Source organism: Rheinheimera soli (assembly GCF_031457405.1).
GTDB classification, from domain to species: domain Bacteria; phylum Pseudomonadota; class Gammaproteobacteria; order Enterobacterales; family Alteromonadaceae; genus Pararheinheimera; species Pararheinheimera soli_A.
The window spans coordinates 33,779-50,480 of record NZ_JAVDWR010000006.1; the positions used below are offsets into that span (position 1 = coordinate 33,779).

At 47.7% G+C, this 16,702-nt stretch carries 19 protein-coding genes and 1 riboswitch; of the genes, 13 read left to right on the top strand and 6 right to left on the bottom strand.

Translation table 11 applies throughout. The annotated features are described in order from the left end of the window. Nucleotides 1–2: 2 nt before the first annotated feature. The 9 genes from J2W69_RS10660 (at nt 3) to J2W69_RS10700 (ending at nt 6,947) form a co-directional block, all read left to right on the top strand. Nucleotides 3–788 (top strand): ABC transporter ATP-binding protein, encoded by a 786-nt coding sequence (locus J2W69_RS10660; protein WP_310277954.1) that lies wholly within the window; start codon nt 3–5, stop codon nt 786–788. After that, nucleotides 785–1,783 (top strand): FecCD family ABC transporter permease, encoded by a 999-nt coding sequence (locus tag J2W69_RS10665; RefSeq protein ID WP_310277957.1) that lies wholly within the window; start codon nt 785–787, stop codon nt 1,781–1,783. The genes J2W69_RS10660 and J2W69_RS10665 overlap by 4 nt, the downstream gene beginning before the upstream one ends. Before the next feature lie 29 nt (nt 1,784–1,812). Further along, nucleotides 1,813–2,862, top strand: a complete 1,050-nt coding sequence (cobT, locus tag J2W69_RS10670; protein ID WP_310277960.1) for a nicotinate-nucleotide--dimethylbenzimidazole phosphoribosyltransferase — start codon at nt 1,813–1,815, stop codon at nt 2,860–2,862. Continuing rightward, entirely contained in the window at nt 2,862–3,641 is a 780-nt protein-coding gene (locus J2W69_RS10675) for an adenosylcobinamide-GDP ribazoletransferase (RefSeq protein ID WP_310278423.1), read from the top strand. The genes cobT and J2W69_RS10675 overlap by 1 nt, the downstream gene beginning before the upstream one ends. After that, nucleotides 3,638–4,171 (top strand): bifunctional adenosylcobinamide kinase/adenosylcobinamide-phosphate guanylyltransferase, encoded by a 534-nt coding sequence (cobU, locus tag J2W69_RS10680; protein ID WP_310277962.1) that lies wholly within the window; start codon nt 3,638–3,640, stop codon nt 4,169–4,171. The genes J2W69_RS10675 and cobU overlap by 4 nt, the downstream gene beginning before the upstream one ends. Further along, on the top strand, nt 4,158–4,748 hold the full coding sequence (locus J2W69_RS10685; RefSeq protein WP_310277965.1) for a histidine phosphatase family protein: 591 nt from the start codon (nt 4,158–4,160) through the stop codon (nt 4,746–4,748). The genes cobU and J2W69_RS10685 overlap by 14 nt, the downstream gene beginning before the upstream one ends. Nucleotides 4,749–4,768: 20 nt before the next feature. Next, nucleotides 4,769–5,380, top strand: coding sequence for a cob(I)yrinic acid a,c-diamide adenosyltransferase (gene cobO, locus J2W69_RS10690; RefSeq protein WP_310277968.1), 612 nt, complete (start codon nt 4,769–4,771; stop codon nt 5,378–5,380). Beyond that, nucleotides 5,380–6,222, top strand: a complete 843-nt coding sequence (locus J2W69_RS10695) for a cobalamin-binding protein (protein WP_310277971.1) — start codon at nt 5,380–5,382, stop codon at nt 6,220–6,222. The genes cobO and J2W69_RS10695 overlap by 1 nt, the downstream gene beginning before the upstream one ends. 77 nt (nt 6,223–6,299) lie before the next feature. Next, nucleotides 6,300–6,947 (top strand): DUF5610 domain-containing protein, encoded by a 648-nt coding sequence (locus tag J2W69_RS10700; RefSeq protein ID WP_310277974.1) that lies wholly within the window; start codon nt 6,300–6,302, stop codon nt 6,945–6,947. Between the two features lie 113 nt (nt 6,948–7,060). Here J2W69_RS10700 and J2W69_RS10705 read toward each other — a convergent pair whose 3' ends face one another. The 4 genes from J2W69_RS10705 to J2W69_RS10720 all read right to left on the bottom strand — a co-directional run bounded on the left by J2W69_RS10705 (nt 7,061) and on the right by J2W69_RS10720 (nt 10,135). After that, nucleotides 7,061–7,921, bottom strand: a complete 861-nt coding sequence (locus tag J2W69_RS10705; protein ID WP_310277977.1) for a hypothetical protein — start codon at nt 7,919–7,921, stop codon at nt 7,061–7,063. A 22-nt stretch (nt 7,922–7,943) separates the two neighbouring features. Continuing rightward, nucleotides 7,944–8,321: a PH domain-containing protein gene (locus J2W69_RS10710; RefSeq protein ID WP_310277979.1), complete on the bottom strand. Its 378-nt coding sequence runs from the start codon at nt 8,319–8,321 to the stop codon at nt 7,944–7,946. A gap of 75 nt (nt 8,322–8,396) precedes the next feature. Next, nucleotides 8,397–9,137 (bottom strand): SDR family NAD(P)-dependent oxidoreductase, encoded by a 741-nt coding sequence (locus J2W69_RS10715; RefSeq protein WP_310277982.1) that lies wholly within the window; start codon nt 9,135–9,137, stop codon nt 8,397–8,399. Then, nucleotides 9,134–10,135, bottom strand: coding sequence for an NAD(P)/FAD-dependent oxidoreductase (locus J2W69_RS10720; protein WP_310277985.1), 1,002 nt, complete (start codon nt 10,133–10,135; stop codon nt 9,134–9,136). The genes J2W69_RS10715 and J2W69_RS10720 overlap by 4 nt, the downstream gene beginning before the upstream one ends. A gap of 76 nt (nt 10,136–10,211) precedes the next feature. Here J2W69_RS10720 and msrA point away from each other — a divergent pair, with 76 nt between their 5' ends. Further along, the gene (msrA, locus tag J2W69_RS10725) at nt 10,212–10,745 is read left to right on the top strand and encodes a peptide-methionine (S)-S-oxide reductase MsrA (protein ID WP_310277988.1); all 534 of its coding nucleotides are present in this window, start codon (nt 10,212–10,214) and stop codon (nt 10,743–10,745) included. 43 nt (nt 10,746–10,788) lie between these two features. Here msrA and J2W69_RS10730 read toward each other — a convergent pair whose 3' ends face one another. After that, entirely contained in the window at nt 10,789–12,606 is a 1,818-nt protein-coding gene (locus tag J2W69_RS10730; protein WP_310277991.1) for a TonB-dependent receptor domain-containing protein, read from the bottom strand. 34 nt (nt 12,607–12,640) lie between these two features. Then, nucleotides 12,641–12,856, bottom strand: a riboswitch (cobalamin riboswitch). Nucleotides 12,857–13,094: 238 nt separating this feature from the next. On the opposite strand from J2W69_RS10730, the gene J2W69_RS10735 reads away from it, so the two are divergent. From J2W69_RS10735 to J2W69_RS10745, 3 genes are all read left to right on the top strand, one after another. Next, the gene (locus J2W69_RS10735; protein ID WP_310277993.1) at nt 13,095–13,577 is read left to right on the top strand and encodes a YajQ family cyclic di-GMP-binding protein; all 483 of its coding nucleotides are present in this window, start codon (nt 13,095–13,097) and stop codon (nt 13,575–13,577) included. Between the two features lie 381 nt (nt 13,578–13,958). Next, nucleotides 13,959–14,309, top strand: coding sequence for a VanZ family protein (locus tag J2W69_RS10740; RefSeq protein ID WP_310277996.1), 351 nt, complete (start codon nt 13,959–13,961; stop codon nt 14,307–14,309). Beyond that, entirely contained in the window at nt 14,288–15,196 is a 909-nt protein-coding gene (locus tag J2W69_RS10745; protein ID WP_310277999.1) for a ketopantoate reductase family protein, read from the top strand. Before J2W69_RS10740 ends, J2W69_RS10745 begins: the two co-directional genes overlap by 22 nt. On the opposite strand, the gene thiI is transcribed toward J2W69_RS10745, so the two are convergent. Further along, entirely contained in the window at nt 15,178–16,638 is a 1,461-nt protein-coding gene (gene thiI / locus J2W69_RS10750; RefSeq protein WP_310278003.1) for a tRNA uracil 4-sulfurtransferase ThiI, read from the bottom strand. The genes J2W69_RS10745 and thiI overlap by 19 nt on opposite strands. Between the last annotated feature and the right edge of the window lie 64 nt (nt 16,639–16,702).

A 16,702-nucleotide genomic window follows, 5' to 3' on the forward strand; every position in this document is an offset into this window, starting at 1 on the left:
CAGTGGACCAAACCCCGGTCATCGAATTTCAGCACGTGCAGCTGCACATTGATCAGCAGCAGATTTTAATGGCGCTGACTTTTGCTATTCAGGCAGGCCAGTTTGTTGGTTTATTGGGCCCTAATGGCGCCGGTAAAACCAGCTTACTCAGACTGTTGCAAAAAGAATATCAACCTTCTTCAGGCCAGATTAAATTTCAGGGTCAACCCCTTAGCCGTTTTGGCCAAGCTGAACTTGCAGCCAAAGTGGCGCTGGTCAGTCAGCTCTCTGGTCCTCTGTTTGATTTAACAGTGGCTGATGTGGTGCTGATGGGGCTTATTCCTCATAAAGCTTTGTGGCAAACCAACACAGAACAGGATCTGCAGCAACTAAAACAGAGCCTGGAACTGGTGGGGCTGGCTGATAAGGAACGTCACTCCTTCGCCCATTTATCCGGAGGCGAACAACAAAGGGTATTACTGGCCCGGGCTGTGATGCAAAAACCACTGTTGTTATTACTGGATGAGCCGACCAACCATTTGGATTTGTATTATCAGCATCAGGTGCTGCGTATTGCCAGGGCGCTGCAGATCACCGTCATCGCCAGCATTCACGATTTAAATCTGGCATCACGTTACTGCGACCGTTTATTGCTGCTAAGCAAAGGCCAACTGGTGGCCGACGGCACGGCAGAACAAGTACTGACTCAAAACCTGCTGACAGAAGTGTTCCGTATTCCATGTCTGATCGATCAAAACCCTTTTGGTGATTGCCCACGCGTCAGTTTTGGCTATAAGGACAACGTATGAGCAAAGCCTTATTAGCCGCTTTACCTGTGCCTTTGCGTCTGTTGCTTGCGCTCGTGCTGTTGTTGCTGGTGTGCTTTTGTGCATTAAGCACCGGCTCGGTCCCTGTTGCTACCAGCGGATTATTAGGCCTTGCACCACTGAATGAAATGCAAGAGACAGTGCTGTGGCAACTGCGTTTTCCCCGATTATTGCTGTCTTTGCTGGCTGGAGCAGGTTTAGCCCTTTGTGGCGCTTTGCTGCAAAACGCCAGCCGTAATCCTCTGGCTGATCCTTATTTATTTGGCATAGTATCAGGGGCAGCCTTAGGCGCAACAATAGCCACTATAGTGCTGCCACAATGGCAACTGCTCACGCCACTCTTCGCTTTTTTTGGTGCTTTGCTGGCGGTATTTCTGGTGTTGCTTATTGGCGCCAGCAGTCGCTGGCAACGATTGGAAAGCTTGTTGCTTTGTGGTGTCGCTGTCAGTTTTATGCTCAGCGCCATAACGACAACCTTGTTGTATTTATCTGAACCCTTCGCCGCCAACCGCGTCATGTTCTGGCTGATGGGCAGTTTAAGTCAGGCCAGTCTGACTCATGTGGCTTTTATCAGCCCTCTGGTGTTTATCACTTTGTTGCTGGGTTTATTGTATCGCCGCCAACTGGACGCTTTGGTATTAACGGACGAAAGTGCCCGCAGTTTAGGCGTGAATGTAAGGCCTTTGCGTTTAGTGATCTTGCTGCTTTGTGCCGCCGTCAGCGCTGCTATTGTGGCTTTTTGCGGCGGTATAGCTTTTGTTGGTTTGATGATCCCCCATCTGGTGCGTTCTTTATTTGGCTTATCCAGCGTGGCTTTGTTATTGGGTTCAGTCTGGTTGGGAGCAGTGTTTTTAACAGGAGTCGATACTTTATCCAGAATCCTTCTGCCCGATCAGGAATTGCCTATTGGCGTCCTTACTTCAGCCATCGGCAGCCTGTTCTTTTTATCCATGTTATTTAAATACCGTCGCGGCTAATTGCCGATTGAAATGGAGTACAGCCAGTGATGAGTTTCGTGATCCCTGCTTTAGATAAAACGGCAACGCCAGTGATACAGCAGCGTATCAATTTAAAAACCAAACCAGCCGGCGCTTTAGGTCTGCTGGAGACTTTGGCGTTGCAACTGGCGCTGATTCAAAGCAAAAGCCGCTTGTCACTGAATAAACCTGTGCTGCTGATTTTTGCCGCCGATCATGGCATCAATAACCATGGGCTTAGCATAGCGCCAAGCGAAGTCACTCAACAGATGGTGTCGAACTTTTTGGCAGGTGGCGCTGCCGCCAACTGTTTTTGCCGCACTAATGGCATTGAGCTTTTTGTGGTGGATGCCGGAATATTAAAACCATTGCCGGATGCAACAGGTGTAATCCAACAATCTTTAGGCTGCGGTACTGCAGATTTCAGCCAGGGCCCGGCCATGAGTCTGGCTCAGGTGGAAGCAGGTTTGACTTTTGGCCGTCATGTCGCAAACCAACACATTGTTGCAGGCTGCGACTTATTACTCTTGGGTGAAATGGGTATCGCCAATACCAGCAGTGCCGCTGCTTTATTGGCGGCTGCCACTGATTTACCAGTTGAAACTTGTGTCGGTCGAGGTACTGGTATCAGCGACGAGCAATTTCAATTAAAACTGGCGTTGATAAAACAGGCGTTACAGCGGCCTTATGCCAAAGATCCGCAGTCGATACTCGCTGAATTTGGTGGCTTTGAAATAGTCCAGCTATGTGGCGCTATTTTAGGCGCTGCTGAGATGCAAAAACCTGTGCTGATTGATGGCTTTATTGTTTCGGTAGCGGCTTTATTGGCTTGTCAGATGGCTCCGGATTGCCGTGATTATTTAATTTTTGCTCACAAGGGTGCAGAAGCAGGCCATAAAGCAGTGCTCAAAGCTCTGGACGCCGCTGTATTGCTGGATTTAGGGTTACGCTTAGGCGAAGGCTCTGGCGCTGCTTTGGCTGTACCACTATTAAAAGCTGCTATCAGTTTTTACAACGATATGGCAAGTTTTGCTGATGCAGGCGTGACCCAAGTGGCAGAAACAGGAGCAAGCCAGTGATGAGGCAGATGCTGCAGTGGCCGCTCAGACAATGGCAGTTATTTTGTCTGGCTTTGTCATTTTTCAGCCGCATTCCAGTGCCTGGATCCACGCCATACAGTCCACAACTGTTGAATCAAAGCAGCCGCTATTTAAGTTTGGTGGGGTTATTACTCGGCGCCCTGCAAGCTTTAGTACTGGCAGCTACTACCCAGTTGCTGCCTTTGTCCATCGCCGTGTTATTGGCCTTAATGGCCGGATTGGTGCTGACTGGCGCTTTCCACGAAGATGGCCTGGCTGATACGGCTGATGGTTTAGGCGGTGGTTTAACTTTCGAGCGCAAGCTTGAAATTATGAAAGACAGCAGAGTGGGCACTTATGGTCTGGTGGCGCTGTTATCCGTTTTTTTGATCAAATGGCAAAGCCTGCTGGCTTTAGACACAGAAGCCATCCGGGCCTTAGTGCTGGTGGCTGGATTATCGCGCGCAACCGCAGTCAGCCTGACTTTTGTCTTGCCTTATCAGCAACTGGATGCCGTCAGTAAAACCAAACCTATAGCGACTTCGCTGCAAAAAAGTGCTTTGCTTTGGATCTGGCTTTTTGTATTGCCGCTTTTGTATTTTATTCCCTGGTCTTTGGCCTTGTCTCTTGTCGCTACCCTGCTGTTCTGTTTTAGCTTACTGTTTTTTTATTACCGTAGTCAGCTACAGGGCTATACCGGCGATTTATTAGGGGCTGCTCAGCAACTGACTGAACTGAGTTTATATCTGGTCTGGCTGATCTGGTGGAGGCAGCAATGATGAAAAAAACTCTGATTTTGGGTGGCGCCCGCTCTGGTAAATCCAGTCTGGCAGAAACTCTGGCTACATCATCAGAGAGCGTCACTTATATAGCCACAGCTACAGCTTTTGATGCAGAAATGACGGCTCGGATAAAACAACACCAGCAGCAAAGACCCACAGACTGGTTGTTGCTCGAATGCCCCTTATTACTCACTGAAGCTTTGCAGCAGCTTTCTGGTTCCGGCCAGACAGTGCTGGTCGATTGCTTAACACTCTGGCTGAATAATCAGCTTTATCATCAACCAGAGCAGGATTTTACTCTTGTGCGCCAGCTGTTAGCTGATGTTATAAGTCAGTTCAATGGCCAGCTCATTCTGGTGAGCAATGAAGTGGGTATGGGGCTGGTGCCCATAGGCGAGCTGAATCGTGTTTTTGTTGATCAGCAAGGCTGGCTGAATCAGCAACTGGCAAAAGTCTGTGATGAGGTGATTTTTGTTGCCGCCGGCTTACCGCTTTATTTAAAAGGAAGCTCTGATGCAGCAGATTGATTTAGTGCGTCATGGCCCTGTCGTCGGCCCTGCGGCTTTATATGGCTGGACTGATGTCGAGCTAAAGGAATCATCCCCCGCATGCCTGTCGTGGCTTTCTACGCAGTCTTATCAACATATTCTGACCTCGCCTTTAGAGCGCTGTCGTAAAAGCGCAGAACAGCAGGCAAAACGTTTGCAGCTGGAACTTCACATCGAAGCAGATTTAAAAGAGATGAATTTTGGTCGCTGGGATGGCGTGCCTTTTGACGAGCAAAGCCCAGACTGGCCAGAGCAACAACAATTCTGGTTACAGCCTTTTGCCATAACGCCACCTGGAGGCGAATCGTTAATTCAGTTTCAACAGCGCGTTCTGCAGGCTTTTGAGCGACATAGCAAGGATCAAAACGAACAGGCGTTATGGCTGCTGCATGGCGGCGTGATCCGCGTACTGCTCGCCTCCTTATTAGATATTGATTTACAACAAAGCCTGTGGCTGCAGCACTTGTCGATTGCCTATGGCAGTGTCAGCCGCATCAGCCGTTATAACGCCCAAAGCCCATGGCAGGTGCAGTGTATTGGCAGCGCTGGCTTTTAACTTTTCCGATGAGAACTCCTATGACTGAACAAAAAACAGATGTAAAACAGCAAAACCATAAAAAGCGCCAGCAAAAACTGAAAGAACAGGTCGACAGCAGGATCGCCGCCGCCAGTACCGACAAAGCTTTGCTTTTGGTAATCACCGGCAATGGCAAAGGCAAATCTACAGCTGGTTTTGGCACTGTGGCCCGCGCTGTGGGTCATGGCTTAAAAGCTGCGGTAGCGCAATTTATTAAAGGCACATGGGACTGTGGCGAGCGCAACTTATTGCAACAACACGGCGTTGAGTTTGCCGTGATGAACACAGGTTTTACCTGGGATACCCAGGACAGAGCCGCAGATATTGCCGCCGCTGAATTGGTCTGGGCTAAAGCAGAGCAGTTTTTACAGGACGAGACTATTCAATTGGTATTGCTTGATGAGCTGACCTATATGATCAGTTACCACTACATTGATTTAGACAGAATAGTCACTGCACTAAACAACAGGCCTTCAACCCAACATGTGGTGATCACGGGCCGGGCAGCACACCGGGTTTTAATTGATATGGCCGATACGGTCAGTGAAGTGCAGTCCATCAAACATGCCTTTGATGCAGGCATTCAAGTGCAGAAAGGAGTAGATTGGTAATGTATGTACTACGTATTGTATTGTGCTGCTGCGTGCTATTTGCAGTCAAAGCACAAGCCGCACCAGCCCAACGTATTATTGCACTCTCCCCTCATCTGGTAGAGCAGCTCTACAGCATTGGGGTGGGTGACAAAATAGTCGGCACTACAGACCATGCCGACTATCCGGACGCTGCGAAAAACATTCCGAGGGTTGGCAATTACAACCAGCTGCAGGTCGAAAAAATTCTGGCGTTAAAACCGGATCTGATCTTGGCATGGACTGACGGCAATCCCCCTGCCGATCTGAATAAACTGCGTCAGTTTGGTTTACATGTGGTGGACTCTAATCCCTTGCAACTGACAGACATAGCCAAAGAACTGCGTGTATTAGGCCTGCATACAGGTGCAGTGGATGCGGCAGAACAACAAGCTTTATTGATGGAACAAGGTTTAGCAGAGCTACGTCAGCTCTACAGATCCAAAACTAAAGTCATTGTATTTTACGAGTTATGGCAACAACCATTGTCTACCGTAGCGCAAAACGCCTGGCCTCAGCAGCAACTGGAACTTTGTGGTGCAACCAATCCTTTTGCCACCGCCGTAGGAGATTATCCGCAAGTCAATTTAGAGCATGTAGTCGCCAGTCAGCCGCAACTTATTATTCAGCCAATGTCAGTGAATGAACCACGGGCTTTACTCGACTGGAGTCGCTGGCCTGCTATTCCTGCGGTTAAATATCAACAATTTAGCCAGCCTGACTCAGATCTGGTACACCGCACTACAAGCAGAATGCTACAAGGTGTGCGGCAACTTTGCGCCGACATAGACAAGACGCGGCAATTTTTTGCCAAAAAGTCCTAAAGTTATTTAAGCACAGGCCGATAGCATGATTAGTCAGAACTATACTGAACCTCATTAACGCCCAAAGGGAGTGTGTTATGTCATCTGTTAACGGTGTCGGCTCGTCAAATGCTCAGGCTGCGGCCAGCAAAGCTGCAGAAAGCAGCGAAACGACTGAAGAGAAAAAACTGTCAGGCTACGAATCGTCACGCATGAATAAGCAAAAGCTGAATGCCACCATTATGGAAAACCAGCTGAAGCTAAGCACAGGTGACGACGATAACTCGATGAAGTTATTGTACAAAACTGCGCTTGAAGGCATTAACAGCGAATTAGAAGCTGAATTTGGCCCTAATGCGGCTGAAAAAATTAAAAACAGTGGTGTCGATACCTCACCGCAAGCAACGGCAGATCGCATCGTTGGTTTTGCTACCGCTTTTTACCAAAAGTTTTCTGAACAAAACCCGGATATGCCAGAAGAAGAACGTCTGGATAAATTTATCGCTTTAGTGGGTGGTGGTGTAGACAAAGGCTTTGAAGATGCCCGCGGTATTCTGGACGGTTTGGGTGTACTGAAAGGTAAAGTTGCCGACGACATCGACAGCACCTATTCACTGATCAAGGACGGTTTCGCCAAATTCCGTGAAATGATTTTAAACCCGGATAAAACCACTGAAGATCGGGATATAACTGAATCAGTTGCCGCCAATACCGGCAGCGAACTGCGGTTCTCGGTGAAAGTGTAAGTTTATTTGCTGTTGTAACTACTCCTGATAAGCTGGTTTCATTTAAGCCTTGAAGCCAGCCGTTTATACACTGGTCTTAGGTGGTTAAGACCAGTTTTTTTCTCTTCCCAGCCCTATCGACTGCTTAAGCCGGTTTTAATCAAGCGCGCAGGTTTTTGTTTGCCCGCTTCTTCGCTGATCCAAATTTGCTGATGCTGGTCTATACATAGCCCTTCCACCTGACCTGGTGTTGGCAATGCTTGCACCTCCAGCAATTGAAACTCTTTATCGTAGCGGGCGATTTGCGCCTGAAAACCTGAGTTGGTTAAATAGGCCCAGATGGCTTTGCGTGGATCTGTATAGCCCACCAGCCACCATTGTTCAGTGCTGCTGTTGAAACTGGCGTCTGTGACTAAAAAATCCGGTGACTCTAAAGGTAAAGCCTTAGCTAAAGTCTGACGATGTAAGCTGGGATCAAGCCGATAAAGCGCTGGTTTTTGGCTGGCCCAGCTTTTACTGATCAGCCATAAAGCGCCCTGCTGATACACCAAAGCTTCAAAATCCAGATCGTGTTGATATGCTTTTAACTTGCCTTGATCAGGTAAGCTGATTTCCAAAGTCACAGGCTGATAAGGCTGCTTTAACATGCGCCAGTCAAGTGGTACTTTGTGGATCAATACACTGGTACGTTTACCTGCATTATTGCCGGTATCGGCCAGATACAAAAATTGGCCATCCGACGTGATGGCTTCCCAGTCAATATTTTTGACGGACAATTCCAGTTGCTGCTGAATTTGTCCGGCGGCGTTTATCCTGTACAACAGAGGTAAGCCACCCGAGTCATTAAAGCTGATAAATTCATCACCAATACAAAGCAGGCCCGAGCTTTCGGAGAGTTCTGCAGGCAAGTCCACAGCTGTCCATACAGACTTTGGCACTGAGGTACAAGCCAACAGGTTTAGCGCCAGTAGCAGCATAACTACCCGTCGGAACACTCTGAAGAACCTCATAAAGCGGTTAACGGCAGCAATACAAGGCCAGCGCTTTTTGCACCTCTAAAATAGAGCCGTCCTTATTAAAGGTTTTAGTGATAGCTGTATCTGTGCTGCTTAACCAGATATGCAGATCGGACTCCAGATCAAAGTGACCTTTGGTTTCGGCGCTGAACCGCACTATGGAGCGATAGGGGATAGACATAAACTCTTTTTTTGATCCTGTTAAACCTTGTTTATCCACCAAAATTAAACGCTTGTCGGTAAAGACGATCAGGTCGCGTATCACTTTATAGGCCTGCTGCAGTTTTTCATCCGGCAATAAAATCTGACCGAATTCCTCTTCAACATCCGCTAAATCAATTTGACCGGCATTGCCTAATAAACCACTAAAAAGGCCCATTTCTATTCCTTATGCAAAGGCTTTATTGAACCCATTTCGCCTGAGCTTATCTCTGCTTTAGGCCAACAGCAAGGCTTAAAAGCTCAGAACTTTGCCATCCCAGTTCAGCAGCAAGCCGCTTTGCTCTGAGTGAAGCTGCTGTGCAACCGCAGCCAGATAGCCTGCAGTCTGAGCTGTGGTTCTCAGCTGGCCTTGGGGTAAATTACGCTGAAAAGGCGCAGATAAGAGTGAGTCTGTAGTGCCTGGATGCAAGCTAACCAGAGCTGCGGTTTTATTGCTGCGTTTAAGTTCTATGCTCGCTGTTTTAATCCATTGATTTAATGCTGCTTTTGCAGAGCGATAGCTGTACCAGCCTCCCAGTTGGTTATCACTGATACTGCCCACTTTGGCGCTCAATTGCAGATAACGAAGCTGTGGTGTTGTTGTTACATAAGGCCAAAGCCCCTGCAAATAAAGCACCGGAAGTTCCAGATTCAACAAAAAGGTTTTACCTAATAACAAAGCCGAGCTTTGGCTTAAGCTTTTTTCTGGCAAGAGTTTGAGTTCACCTCCCTGATGCAACCAGCCAATACAGTTAAAAATAACACTCACCTGATGCTGCTGCAGTGTGTTGATCACCGAACTGAAAAAGTCCTGATGCAAGGCCCATTCGTCTTGTCCGTTCAAATCAGGAGCTTTGATGATGCAAAGCTTTGGGTCGGTAAAATCGGCGGCAAAGCGGGATAACCAAACCACTTGCTCGCCTAGCTGCAGATAGTGTTTCGCTAAAGCAGACCCTATAGCACTGCTGGCGCCAATAATCAGTACTGCACTCATGCGCTTTCCTGTACCAGATTGTGACTGTCAATCACAGCCTGTGCCAGGGCTAATCCAGCCAGATAGGCATTTTCTACCCGACCGCCATAGCTCCAGTCGCCCCCCGCCCAGAGTTGCTGATCCGGCAGAGCAATGCAGCCAGGCGCAGTGATTTGATCGTTTTGACTGGCATAAAGCCATCGATGCGCCACTAGGGGCTCAATAGCCTGCTTTATATTCAACTCATCGCGCAAAACAGCAGTGGCTTCAGCAAACCAAAAGTCAGCAGACTGCTGCAGATGTTCAGCACTAAAAGCAGCATTAAAATGCAGGATATAACAGCAGTTTCGCCCACTTTTGTATTGCTGATGGCTGATAAATCTTAATTTCGGATGCTGACAAAAAATAGCATCGCCAGCTGGTGAAGCTTCAGCCTGCATAGCCACTGCCCAGCAGGGTTCAAGCAAATTGGCAGCTGTGTCAAAAACTTCTGGCAGCGAACTTTGAGCCATTAACTGCTGCACCTGAACCGGTGGCAGGGTTAAAAGCACCGCATCAAAACCTGTATAGGTCTTCCCTTCGTCACTCAATAAGCTCCAGCTTTGCCGTTGATAGCTAAGCTTTTGAATTCGACAACCTGTGTTCAACGCTATATCTTGCAATAAAGCCTTCACCGGGCTTTGCATCGAAGGTACGCCAATAAAACGCCTTTGCTCGTCCTTTGAGCTTTTCAGTGATACAACGCCATCCTCATTGCACAAAAGTGCTGTAGTACAAGGCCAGACTTCTGCTTGCCCAGCTTCAAGCCACTGCTGTACTTGTTGCTTAAAGGCATCACTGCGGGCGGTAAAATACTGAGCGCCCATATCCAGATACCCCTGCTCTGTTCTTTTACTGCTCATACGGCCACCTGCTGAGCGGCCTTTGTCAAAGACAGTGACTTGGAAGCCTTGTTGCACTAGCTTTGCTGCCGCTGTTGCACCTGTCAGGCCGGCGCCTATGACTGCTATTTTTTTCATCGTTGTTTTTTCTTTTGAACTGGTCACAGATTTACGCTGTATCATAAGCTTAAGATCAATAATGGAGCATCACCCTATGAGTCAAACTGAACTAGCCACTTTTGGCGCAGGTTGTTTTTGGTGTATTGAATCGGCCTTTAATCAATTGCAAGGCGTAAAAAAAGCGCTCAGTGGCTATATGGGAGGTCAAACATTAAACCCGGACTATCGTCAGGTGTGCACAGGCAGCAGTGGTCATGCCGAAGTAGTACAGCTGGAGTTCGACCCCGCGCAAGTTAGTTTTGAGCAGTTGTTACAGGTGCTGTGGTTTTTACACGATCCAACTCAGTTAAACCGTCAGGGCAACGACATAGGCAGCCAGTACCGCTCTGCGGTGTTTTATCATTCAGAACAACAAAAGCAACTGACGCTTGCATCCATTCAAACGGCGCAGCCATTTTTTGATTCGCCTATAGTGACAGAGGTAAGCCCGGCCAGTACCTTTTACCCGGCTGAGGACTATCATCAGGGTTATTATGTGCAGAATACCAGTCAGCCTTACTGCCAGTATTTGATCACACCCAAACTGGCAAAATTCCGTCACACTTTTGTGAATTTATTGAAGGCTTAAGTGGGTCAGAGCCAAGGCTCTGACCTTGTTGCAAAAAAACTGATTAAAAATCAGGGGTCCAGTTTAAACGCAGCGACCATTCAGCACCTGCAGTGGCATAACCTGGTACGTACAAATAATCTTTATTGGTCAGATTATCCGCTTTAGCTGCGATCTGCAGACTGTGACTTAACTCGTAGCTGACACCAGCCCCCCACAGGGTATAGCCACCCAGTTTCGGTGTTGTAAAGTCACCAGTGCGGAAATCGCTCTGATAGTCAGAGGTGACAAATACCCGCCAATCCTGCCACTGGTAAGCGCCCTGCCAATGCACTGTGTGTTTAGAGCGTTTAATCAGAGGGGCATCTGTGGTTTTGTCTTTGGCGTCTGTGTAGCTGTAAGCCAGTTGCTGATGCAGTTGTTGCCAGCTATGACTGACACTCAGCTCAGCCCCTTTGATTTTGGCTTCACCGACGTTTTGTGGCACCCAATTGCCATCAGGCACAGGAGCCCACTGGATCAGGTTGTTGACGCTTTGCTGGTAAACAGAGCTTTCAATTTGTAAATCACCGGAGCGGTAACGTAAACCCAGTTCATCGGAAGTCGCAGTTTCAGGCACCAAATCAGCATTGCCACCTGAGGGGTAATACAAATCGTTAAAACTTGGCGCTTTAAAAGCACTGCTACGACTGGCACGAACCAATAACTCGTTGGTCAGTTGATAGCCTAAGCCCAACTCGTACGTGTTGGAATGACCGTATTGGCTTTGTTTATCCTGACGGCCTGTGACATCAGCCAGCCAGTGGCCAGACTGATAACTGACACCGGCAAAAATAGCTTTATTAATACGTGAATCCACGTCATACACTAAATCGCTACCCGATACATCTTCCTGATACCAGTTCACACCGCCCAGGGCAGATAAGCTCTTAGTCAGTTGGCGGCCGTATTGGTAATCCAGTTCTAGTCGTTCCGTTTCATACAGACTGACCGGACTATTTTCCCCCCAGTTTAAGTCTTCCGTCTGGTTGTGGGACAAACTCAGTTTCTGGTTAGATTTGTCCCCATCCAAAGCCCAACCCAAACGGCTTTGATTGGTATGAGTTTCCACCTGATCCGCGCCAGGACCCCATGCAGGGTCGAAGTCATACTGACCACGACTTCTGAGCACGTTGTGATCCGCTGACCATACCCCATAAGTTGTATTGTATTCAGCGCCCAGTTTCCCGTAACGCTGATCAAAACCGTCTTTGTCCGCCTGGGTACCAGGCCTGACGTCAAAGCCTTCACTGTCCGACCAGCCTAAATTACTGCGAACCGTTAAAGCACCATAGCTCTGGCTGGTGGCAATGTCGGCTTCATGGCTTTGATAACGACCAGTTTTTAATTGTATCGAGGTGTTGTCCGCTTTACGGGTGCTAATAGCAATCACACCAGCTAAAGCGTCAGAGCCATACAGGGCTGCCTTTGGCCCTTTAATCACCTCAATTTTTTCAATTTGTTGCAACGACAATTCAGCCAAAGAGGCATAACCCAAAGTAGCAGAACCGGCCCGAACTCCATCAATCAGCACCAGCGTATGACCTGCAGACCCACCCCGCAAAAATACAGTATTGGTCTGGCCTTTACCGCCAGAACGACTGATTTGCACACCAGCCACCTGACGCAGCAGAGCAGGCAGATCAGACACCTGAGCTTGTTCAATTTGCTCGCGGTCTAATACGGTGACTGAGGATAAAATCTGATGTACAGGCTGGGCCTGACGAGTGGCGTAGACACTGATATGTTCCAGTGGATCGTCTGAACTGTCATCAGCATTGACGGCAAAAACAAAAGCAGGCAGGCCAGCGACTACTGTCGCCAGCAAAGATTTTTTAAACATGATGTCTCCCAAAGACGCCCACCGCGTCCTGAATAGTGAATGAACTTTTCAGGCCGGTCTCCGGGCTGACAACAAGCAATACATAGCAGCTTTAATCCCTTCCCATCCAAAGACAGTGGTTTGATTAAAGCCAGAGCAAAGCTCTCTGTTGTTTTACCGTTGCGGGGGCAGCTCTGGGTTTTCACCAGATTCCCGTTTCACCCTGCGATGTTTAAAACATGCTGCGGGCACCTGAAAAACGCGGCCTCAGTGTAGCGGCGGCAATCACAAAGTCAACAGAAATCCAGACGTCCCTTTCGTCGATATGTACAAAAAACTAAGCTATAAAACGTCACTTGATTTGACAGAGAAATCCGGATGCTTTGGATCTGCGTTAAAATCTGCCCGCAATCTGCAAACAACCTGTAATTCGATGCAGCTGAGGTTCGCTCCTTGCTTTGTTTAGCTTATAATGGCCCAATAAATTTCAATGGAAAAAAGAGAGAACCATGCCTTCATTTGATATTGTTTCTGAAATCGATATGGATCAAGCAAAAAACGCGGTCGAGAACGCGAAACGCGAACTTGAAACCCGCTTTGATTTTCGTGGGGTTGATGCAAAAATTGAGCTGAATAAAGATCACATTGAACTGACCGCTGAAGCCGATCAGCAAGTGATGCAGCTGTTCGATATTTTTGCCATTAAAGCAAGCAAGCTACAGTTAGATGTCAGTAGTTTCAAAATTGAAAAAGAAGATCGTCATGGAAAATACATCACGCGCCATGTCACAATCAAGCAGGGTATTGACAAAGAGATAGCAAAAAAGGTCATTAAACTGATCAAAGAAAGCAGTATTAAAGTTCAGGTAGCCATTCAGGGAGAAGAGCTACGTGTGACAGGAAAAAAACGCGATGACCTGCAAGCCGTCATGCAGTTGGTCAGAACAACTGACCTGGGTCAGCCATTCCAGTTTAAGAACTTCAGAGATTAATTTCGCTCTCTGAAGGTCTGAGCAGCACCAGGGGAGAAGACACCGAACCACAAAAACGGCAACTTCTCCCACTGGTGCAAAAGCCCCGAATGCTTTTAGATGAACTTTCGACAGAGCCATAAAGTTATTTTTTTAAAGAAACACAGCCTCAGCAGTGATACAAACTTACTTGTCTGTTCATTCATTGCAGGCCTGTACGGCACGGAAATCAACACCGCATGCCAATTCAGGCTTAGGATTATCTTCCTTGTTCAAGACGTTTTATTGATCAATTTTTGAGACTAAGTCAAATGAAGGCACAAAGAGCTCTTTGTTTCAGGCTGGAGATTGTAACCTTAAAACTGATACAATCCGGGCAGGTCTTTTAAAGAAGAGAATCTTGTGAAACGTCATCTTTACCATGCGATTTGTTTGCTGGTGTTTACCGGGGCCACTTATGGCTTTCTGATGGAAGTAAAAAGTAGTGGTCTGAATTTAAACAGCTACGACAAACATCTGCATTTTTTGATTTTTTTCTGCCTCACCGCTTTGTTGCAATGGAGCTACAAACCTAAATTATGGCAAGCCGTAGTGATTATGGCGGGTTATGGTGTCGCTATTGAATTCCTGCAACAGTACCTGACCAGCTACCGCAGAGCCGAGTTTATGGACTGGGTTGCTGATGTTTCAGGTATGGCTGCATTTTATCTCTGTTACTTCGCCGTTAAAAAATGGCGCAACCGCACTCAGTAATTTTCCCGCTCTGGACTGTCGTAGGTGAAGGTGCCATTGGCCTTCTGTCGGCAGCACGGTTGCACAGGGCTGGTTATCCGGTGCAACTGCATCGTCGTCTCAAGGGCCCTTTTCAATTTGTTTTCCAGTCTGCCGGGGCTTCGCAACGGATCCATCTGCCAAATCAGGCGCAACCACCTTTTTCCTATGTTCTTCTGCCCGTCAAAGCTTATGCAGTAATAGAAGCCCTGCAGCAGCTGATGCCCCTACTGGCTGATAATGCTCAACTGGTGCTGAGCCATAATGGCATGGGTACCATAGAACAAGTGCTGCCGCTGTTGAAACCCAGCCAGGGGTTGTGGTTTTTAAGCACCAGCCATGGCGCTTTTAAATCGGATGATGCAACAGTGATCCACAGCGGCATGGGACAGTCGGTGTCAGGTGCATTAAATCAGGCAGCTCTGGCGCAACAACTTGAGATTGAACAAGCCATGCAAGCTGCTTTAGGTCCGCTCACAGTGTTGGAGGATATCTGGCCAGCGTTGTGGCAAAAACTGGCAGTCAATGCAGTGATCAATCCGCTGACCGCATTACATCAGTGTAAAAATGGCGAGCTTGGCGAAACAAAATACGCTTCAGCGATCCGGGTATTGATTGAAGAGTTTGTGCTGGTCGCAAAAGCGTCAAACCAGAACTTCAGCCTTGAGGCTATAGAACAAAGAGTGGCTTTGGTGATTAAGCACACGGCCGATAATTATTCGTCGATGCAACAGGATTTTGCTAAGGGTCGCCGCTCTGAACTGGAGTACATTACAGGGTTCTTGCTCAGGCAGGCCAGACTACATCAACTGGACCTGCCTGCACATCAGGCGATTTATCAGCTGTTGCTTCAAAAGTCGCCGCGATAAACCCCTACATTTGCATGGCCCTGCTCCGTCAGCAATAACGCCTGCAGACGGCTCATCACGCCACGTTCACAGTACAAATAATACTGCTGAGTTTGATCCAACTGACTAAACTGACTGGCCAATTTATAAAAAGGTAATAGCTGCACCTGATGACTGACTCCTGTCAAAGGCTTCAGATCTACTTCATCCGGTGCGCGAATATCCAGAATAACAGCGTCAGAAGCCATCGCATTTTCATCCAGCACTGTGCTGATTTGCTGCTCTGCCTGAAACTCCACAGTGCGGATGTCCAGCACATGGGCGTCTAAAGCCAGTTGCTCCAGCGCGGCCAGATCCAGCTGCTGTTCAGCGTGTAGCACCTTATTTAAATCGGCATTAATAGTAGGTTTATTTGAAATAACACCACAGTACTCTGGCATGGTTTTGGCCATATCTTCGGCGCCGATTTTCCGGGCTAAATCGATGATCTCTTGTTTGTCCTGATAAATCAGCGGGCGTAACACTAAGGTATCAGTGGCTTTATCTATCACACTTAAATTGGCAATAGTCTGACTGGCTACCTGCCCCACACTCTCCCCTGTCACTATGGCCTGAATGCCTAAACGTTCAGCCACAATAGCGGCGGCCCGCATCATCTGGCGTTTGAGTATGACGCCCATCAGACCATTGTCGACTTTTTCCAGAATTTCTGTCACAACAGGGGCAAAATCAACACTGATAAATTTTACTTTGTGCGACAAACTGAATTTTTGCCATAAATAAAATGCCATCTGCCGCACTCCGGTTTCATGAGCAGCACCACCCAAATTAAAAAACAGGTAATGAGTACGTAAACCTTTACGGATCATCAGATAGCTGGCCACAGCGGAGTCAAAACCACCTGAGATGAGAGACAACACATCACTCTGGCTTGGCAAAGGAAAGCCGCCCATGCCTTCAAACACCTGCCGCACCAGTATCAACTGGTCACGTTTAATTTCAATCCGAACCACATAGTCAGGGTTCTTCAGTTGAACGCGGGCCGAAGGAATATGCTGATTTAAGCCACCGCCTATGTAACGCTCGGCTTCAAGTGAACTGAATTCATGATCCCCTGTGCGTTTCACCCGCACACAAAAGCTTTTGCCCTCAAGCTCAGGAGTGAACACTGCCAGCACTTGTTCAAAAATATCGTGCAATGAGCTGTAAGTACCAGACTGCATTTCCATAAACTGCACTATGCCAGGTATGCAGGCTAAGTGATCAATCATTTGCTGGCGCAATTTAGGACTGTTGGACGCCGTTTGCACCAGTAAATGATCGTAGTTATTTTTAACAGTAACGGATGGGTCTAACCGCAACAAAATGGTCTTCAGATTTTGCTCTAAAAGCATGGTCTGACGTTTCCGGACCGATTTACTTTTAATCGAAATTTCCGGGTGCAGTTTGACTAAAAATTCCATCAATAAACTCGCTACAAAAAATAAAGGCGCGGATTATACCGCGCCTTGCATCAACAGTTTAGTT

Excerpts from the sequence above, each read along its gene's own strand:
- J2W69_RS10665 (WP_310277957.1), top strand. The coding sequence starts at position 785 with ATGAGCAAAGCCTTATTAGCCGCTTTACCTGTGCCTTTGCGTCTGTTG.
- cobT (WP_310277960.1), top strand. The coding sequence starts at position 1,813 with ATGAGTTTCGTGATCCCTGCTTTAGATAAAACGGCAACGCCAGTGATA.
- J2W69_RS10675 (WP_310278423.1), top strand. The coding sequence starts at position 2,862 with ATGAGGCAGATGCTGCAGTGGCCGCTCAGACAATGGCAGTTATTTTGT.
- cobU (WP_310277962.1), top strand. The coding sequence starts at position 3,638 with ATGATGAAAAAAACTCTGATTTTGGGTGGCGCCCGCTCTGGTAAATCC.
- J2W69_RS10685 (WP_310277965.1), top strand. The coding sequence starts at position 4,158 with ATGCAGCAGATTGATTTAGTGCGTCATGGCCCTGTCGTCGGCCCTGCG.
- cobO (WP_310277968.1), top strand. The coding sequence starts at position 4,769 with ATGACTGAACAAAAAACAGATGTAAAACAGCAAAACCATAAAAAGCGC.
- J2W69_RS10695 (WP_310277971.1), top strand. The coding sequence starts at position 5,380 with ATGTATGTACTACGTATTGTATTGTGCTGCTGCGTGCTATTTGCAGTC.
- J2W69_RS10700 (WP_310277974.1), top strand. The coding sequence starts at position 6,300 with ATGTCATCTGTTAACGGTGTCGGCTCGTCAAATGCTCAGGCTGCGGCC.
- J2W69_RS10710 (WP_310277979.1), bottom strand. The coding sequence starts at position 8,321 with ATGGGCCTTTTTAGTGGTTTATTAGGCAATGCCGGTCAAATTGATTTA.
- J2W69_RS10715 (WP_310277982.1), bottom strand. The coding sequence starts at position 9,137 with ATGAGTGCAGTACTGATTATTGGCGCCAGCAGTGCTATAGGGTCTGCT.
- J2W69_RS10720 (WP_310277985.1), bottom strand. The coding sequence starts at position 10,135 with ATGAAAAAAATAGCAGTCATAGGCGCCGGCCTGACAGGTGCAACAGCG.
- msrA (WP_310277988.1), top strand. The coding sequence starts at position 10,212 with ATGAGTCAAACTGAACTAGCCACTTTTGGCGCAGGTTGTTTTTGGTGT.
- J2W69_RS10730 (WP_310277991.1), bottom strand. The coding sequence starts at position 12,606 with ATGTTTAAAAAATCTTTGCTGGCGACAGTAGTCGCTGGCCTGCCTGCT.
- J2W69_RS10735 (WP_310277993.1), top strand. The coding sequence starts at position 13,095 with ATGCCTTCATTTGATATTGTTTCTGAAATCGATATGGATCAAGCAAAA.
- J2W69_RS10745 (WP_310277999.1), top strand. The coding sequence starts at position 14,288 with ATGGCGCAACCGCACTCAGTAATTTTCCCGCTCTGGACTGTCGTAGGT.
- thiI (WP_310278003.1), bottom strand. The coding sequence starts at position 16,638 with ATGGAATTTTTAGTCAAACTGCACCCGGAAATTTCGATTAAAAGTAAA.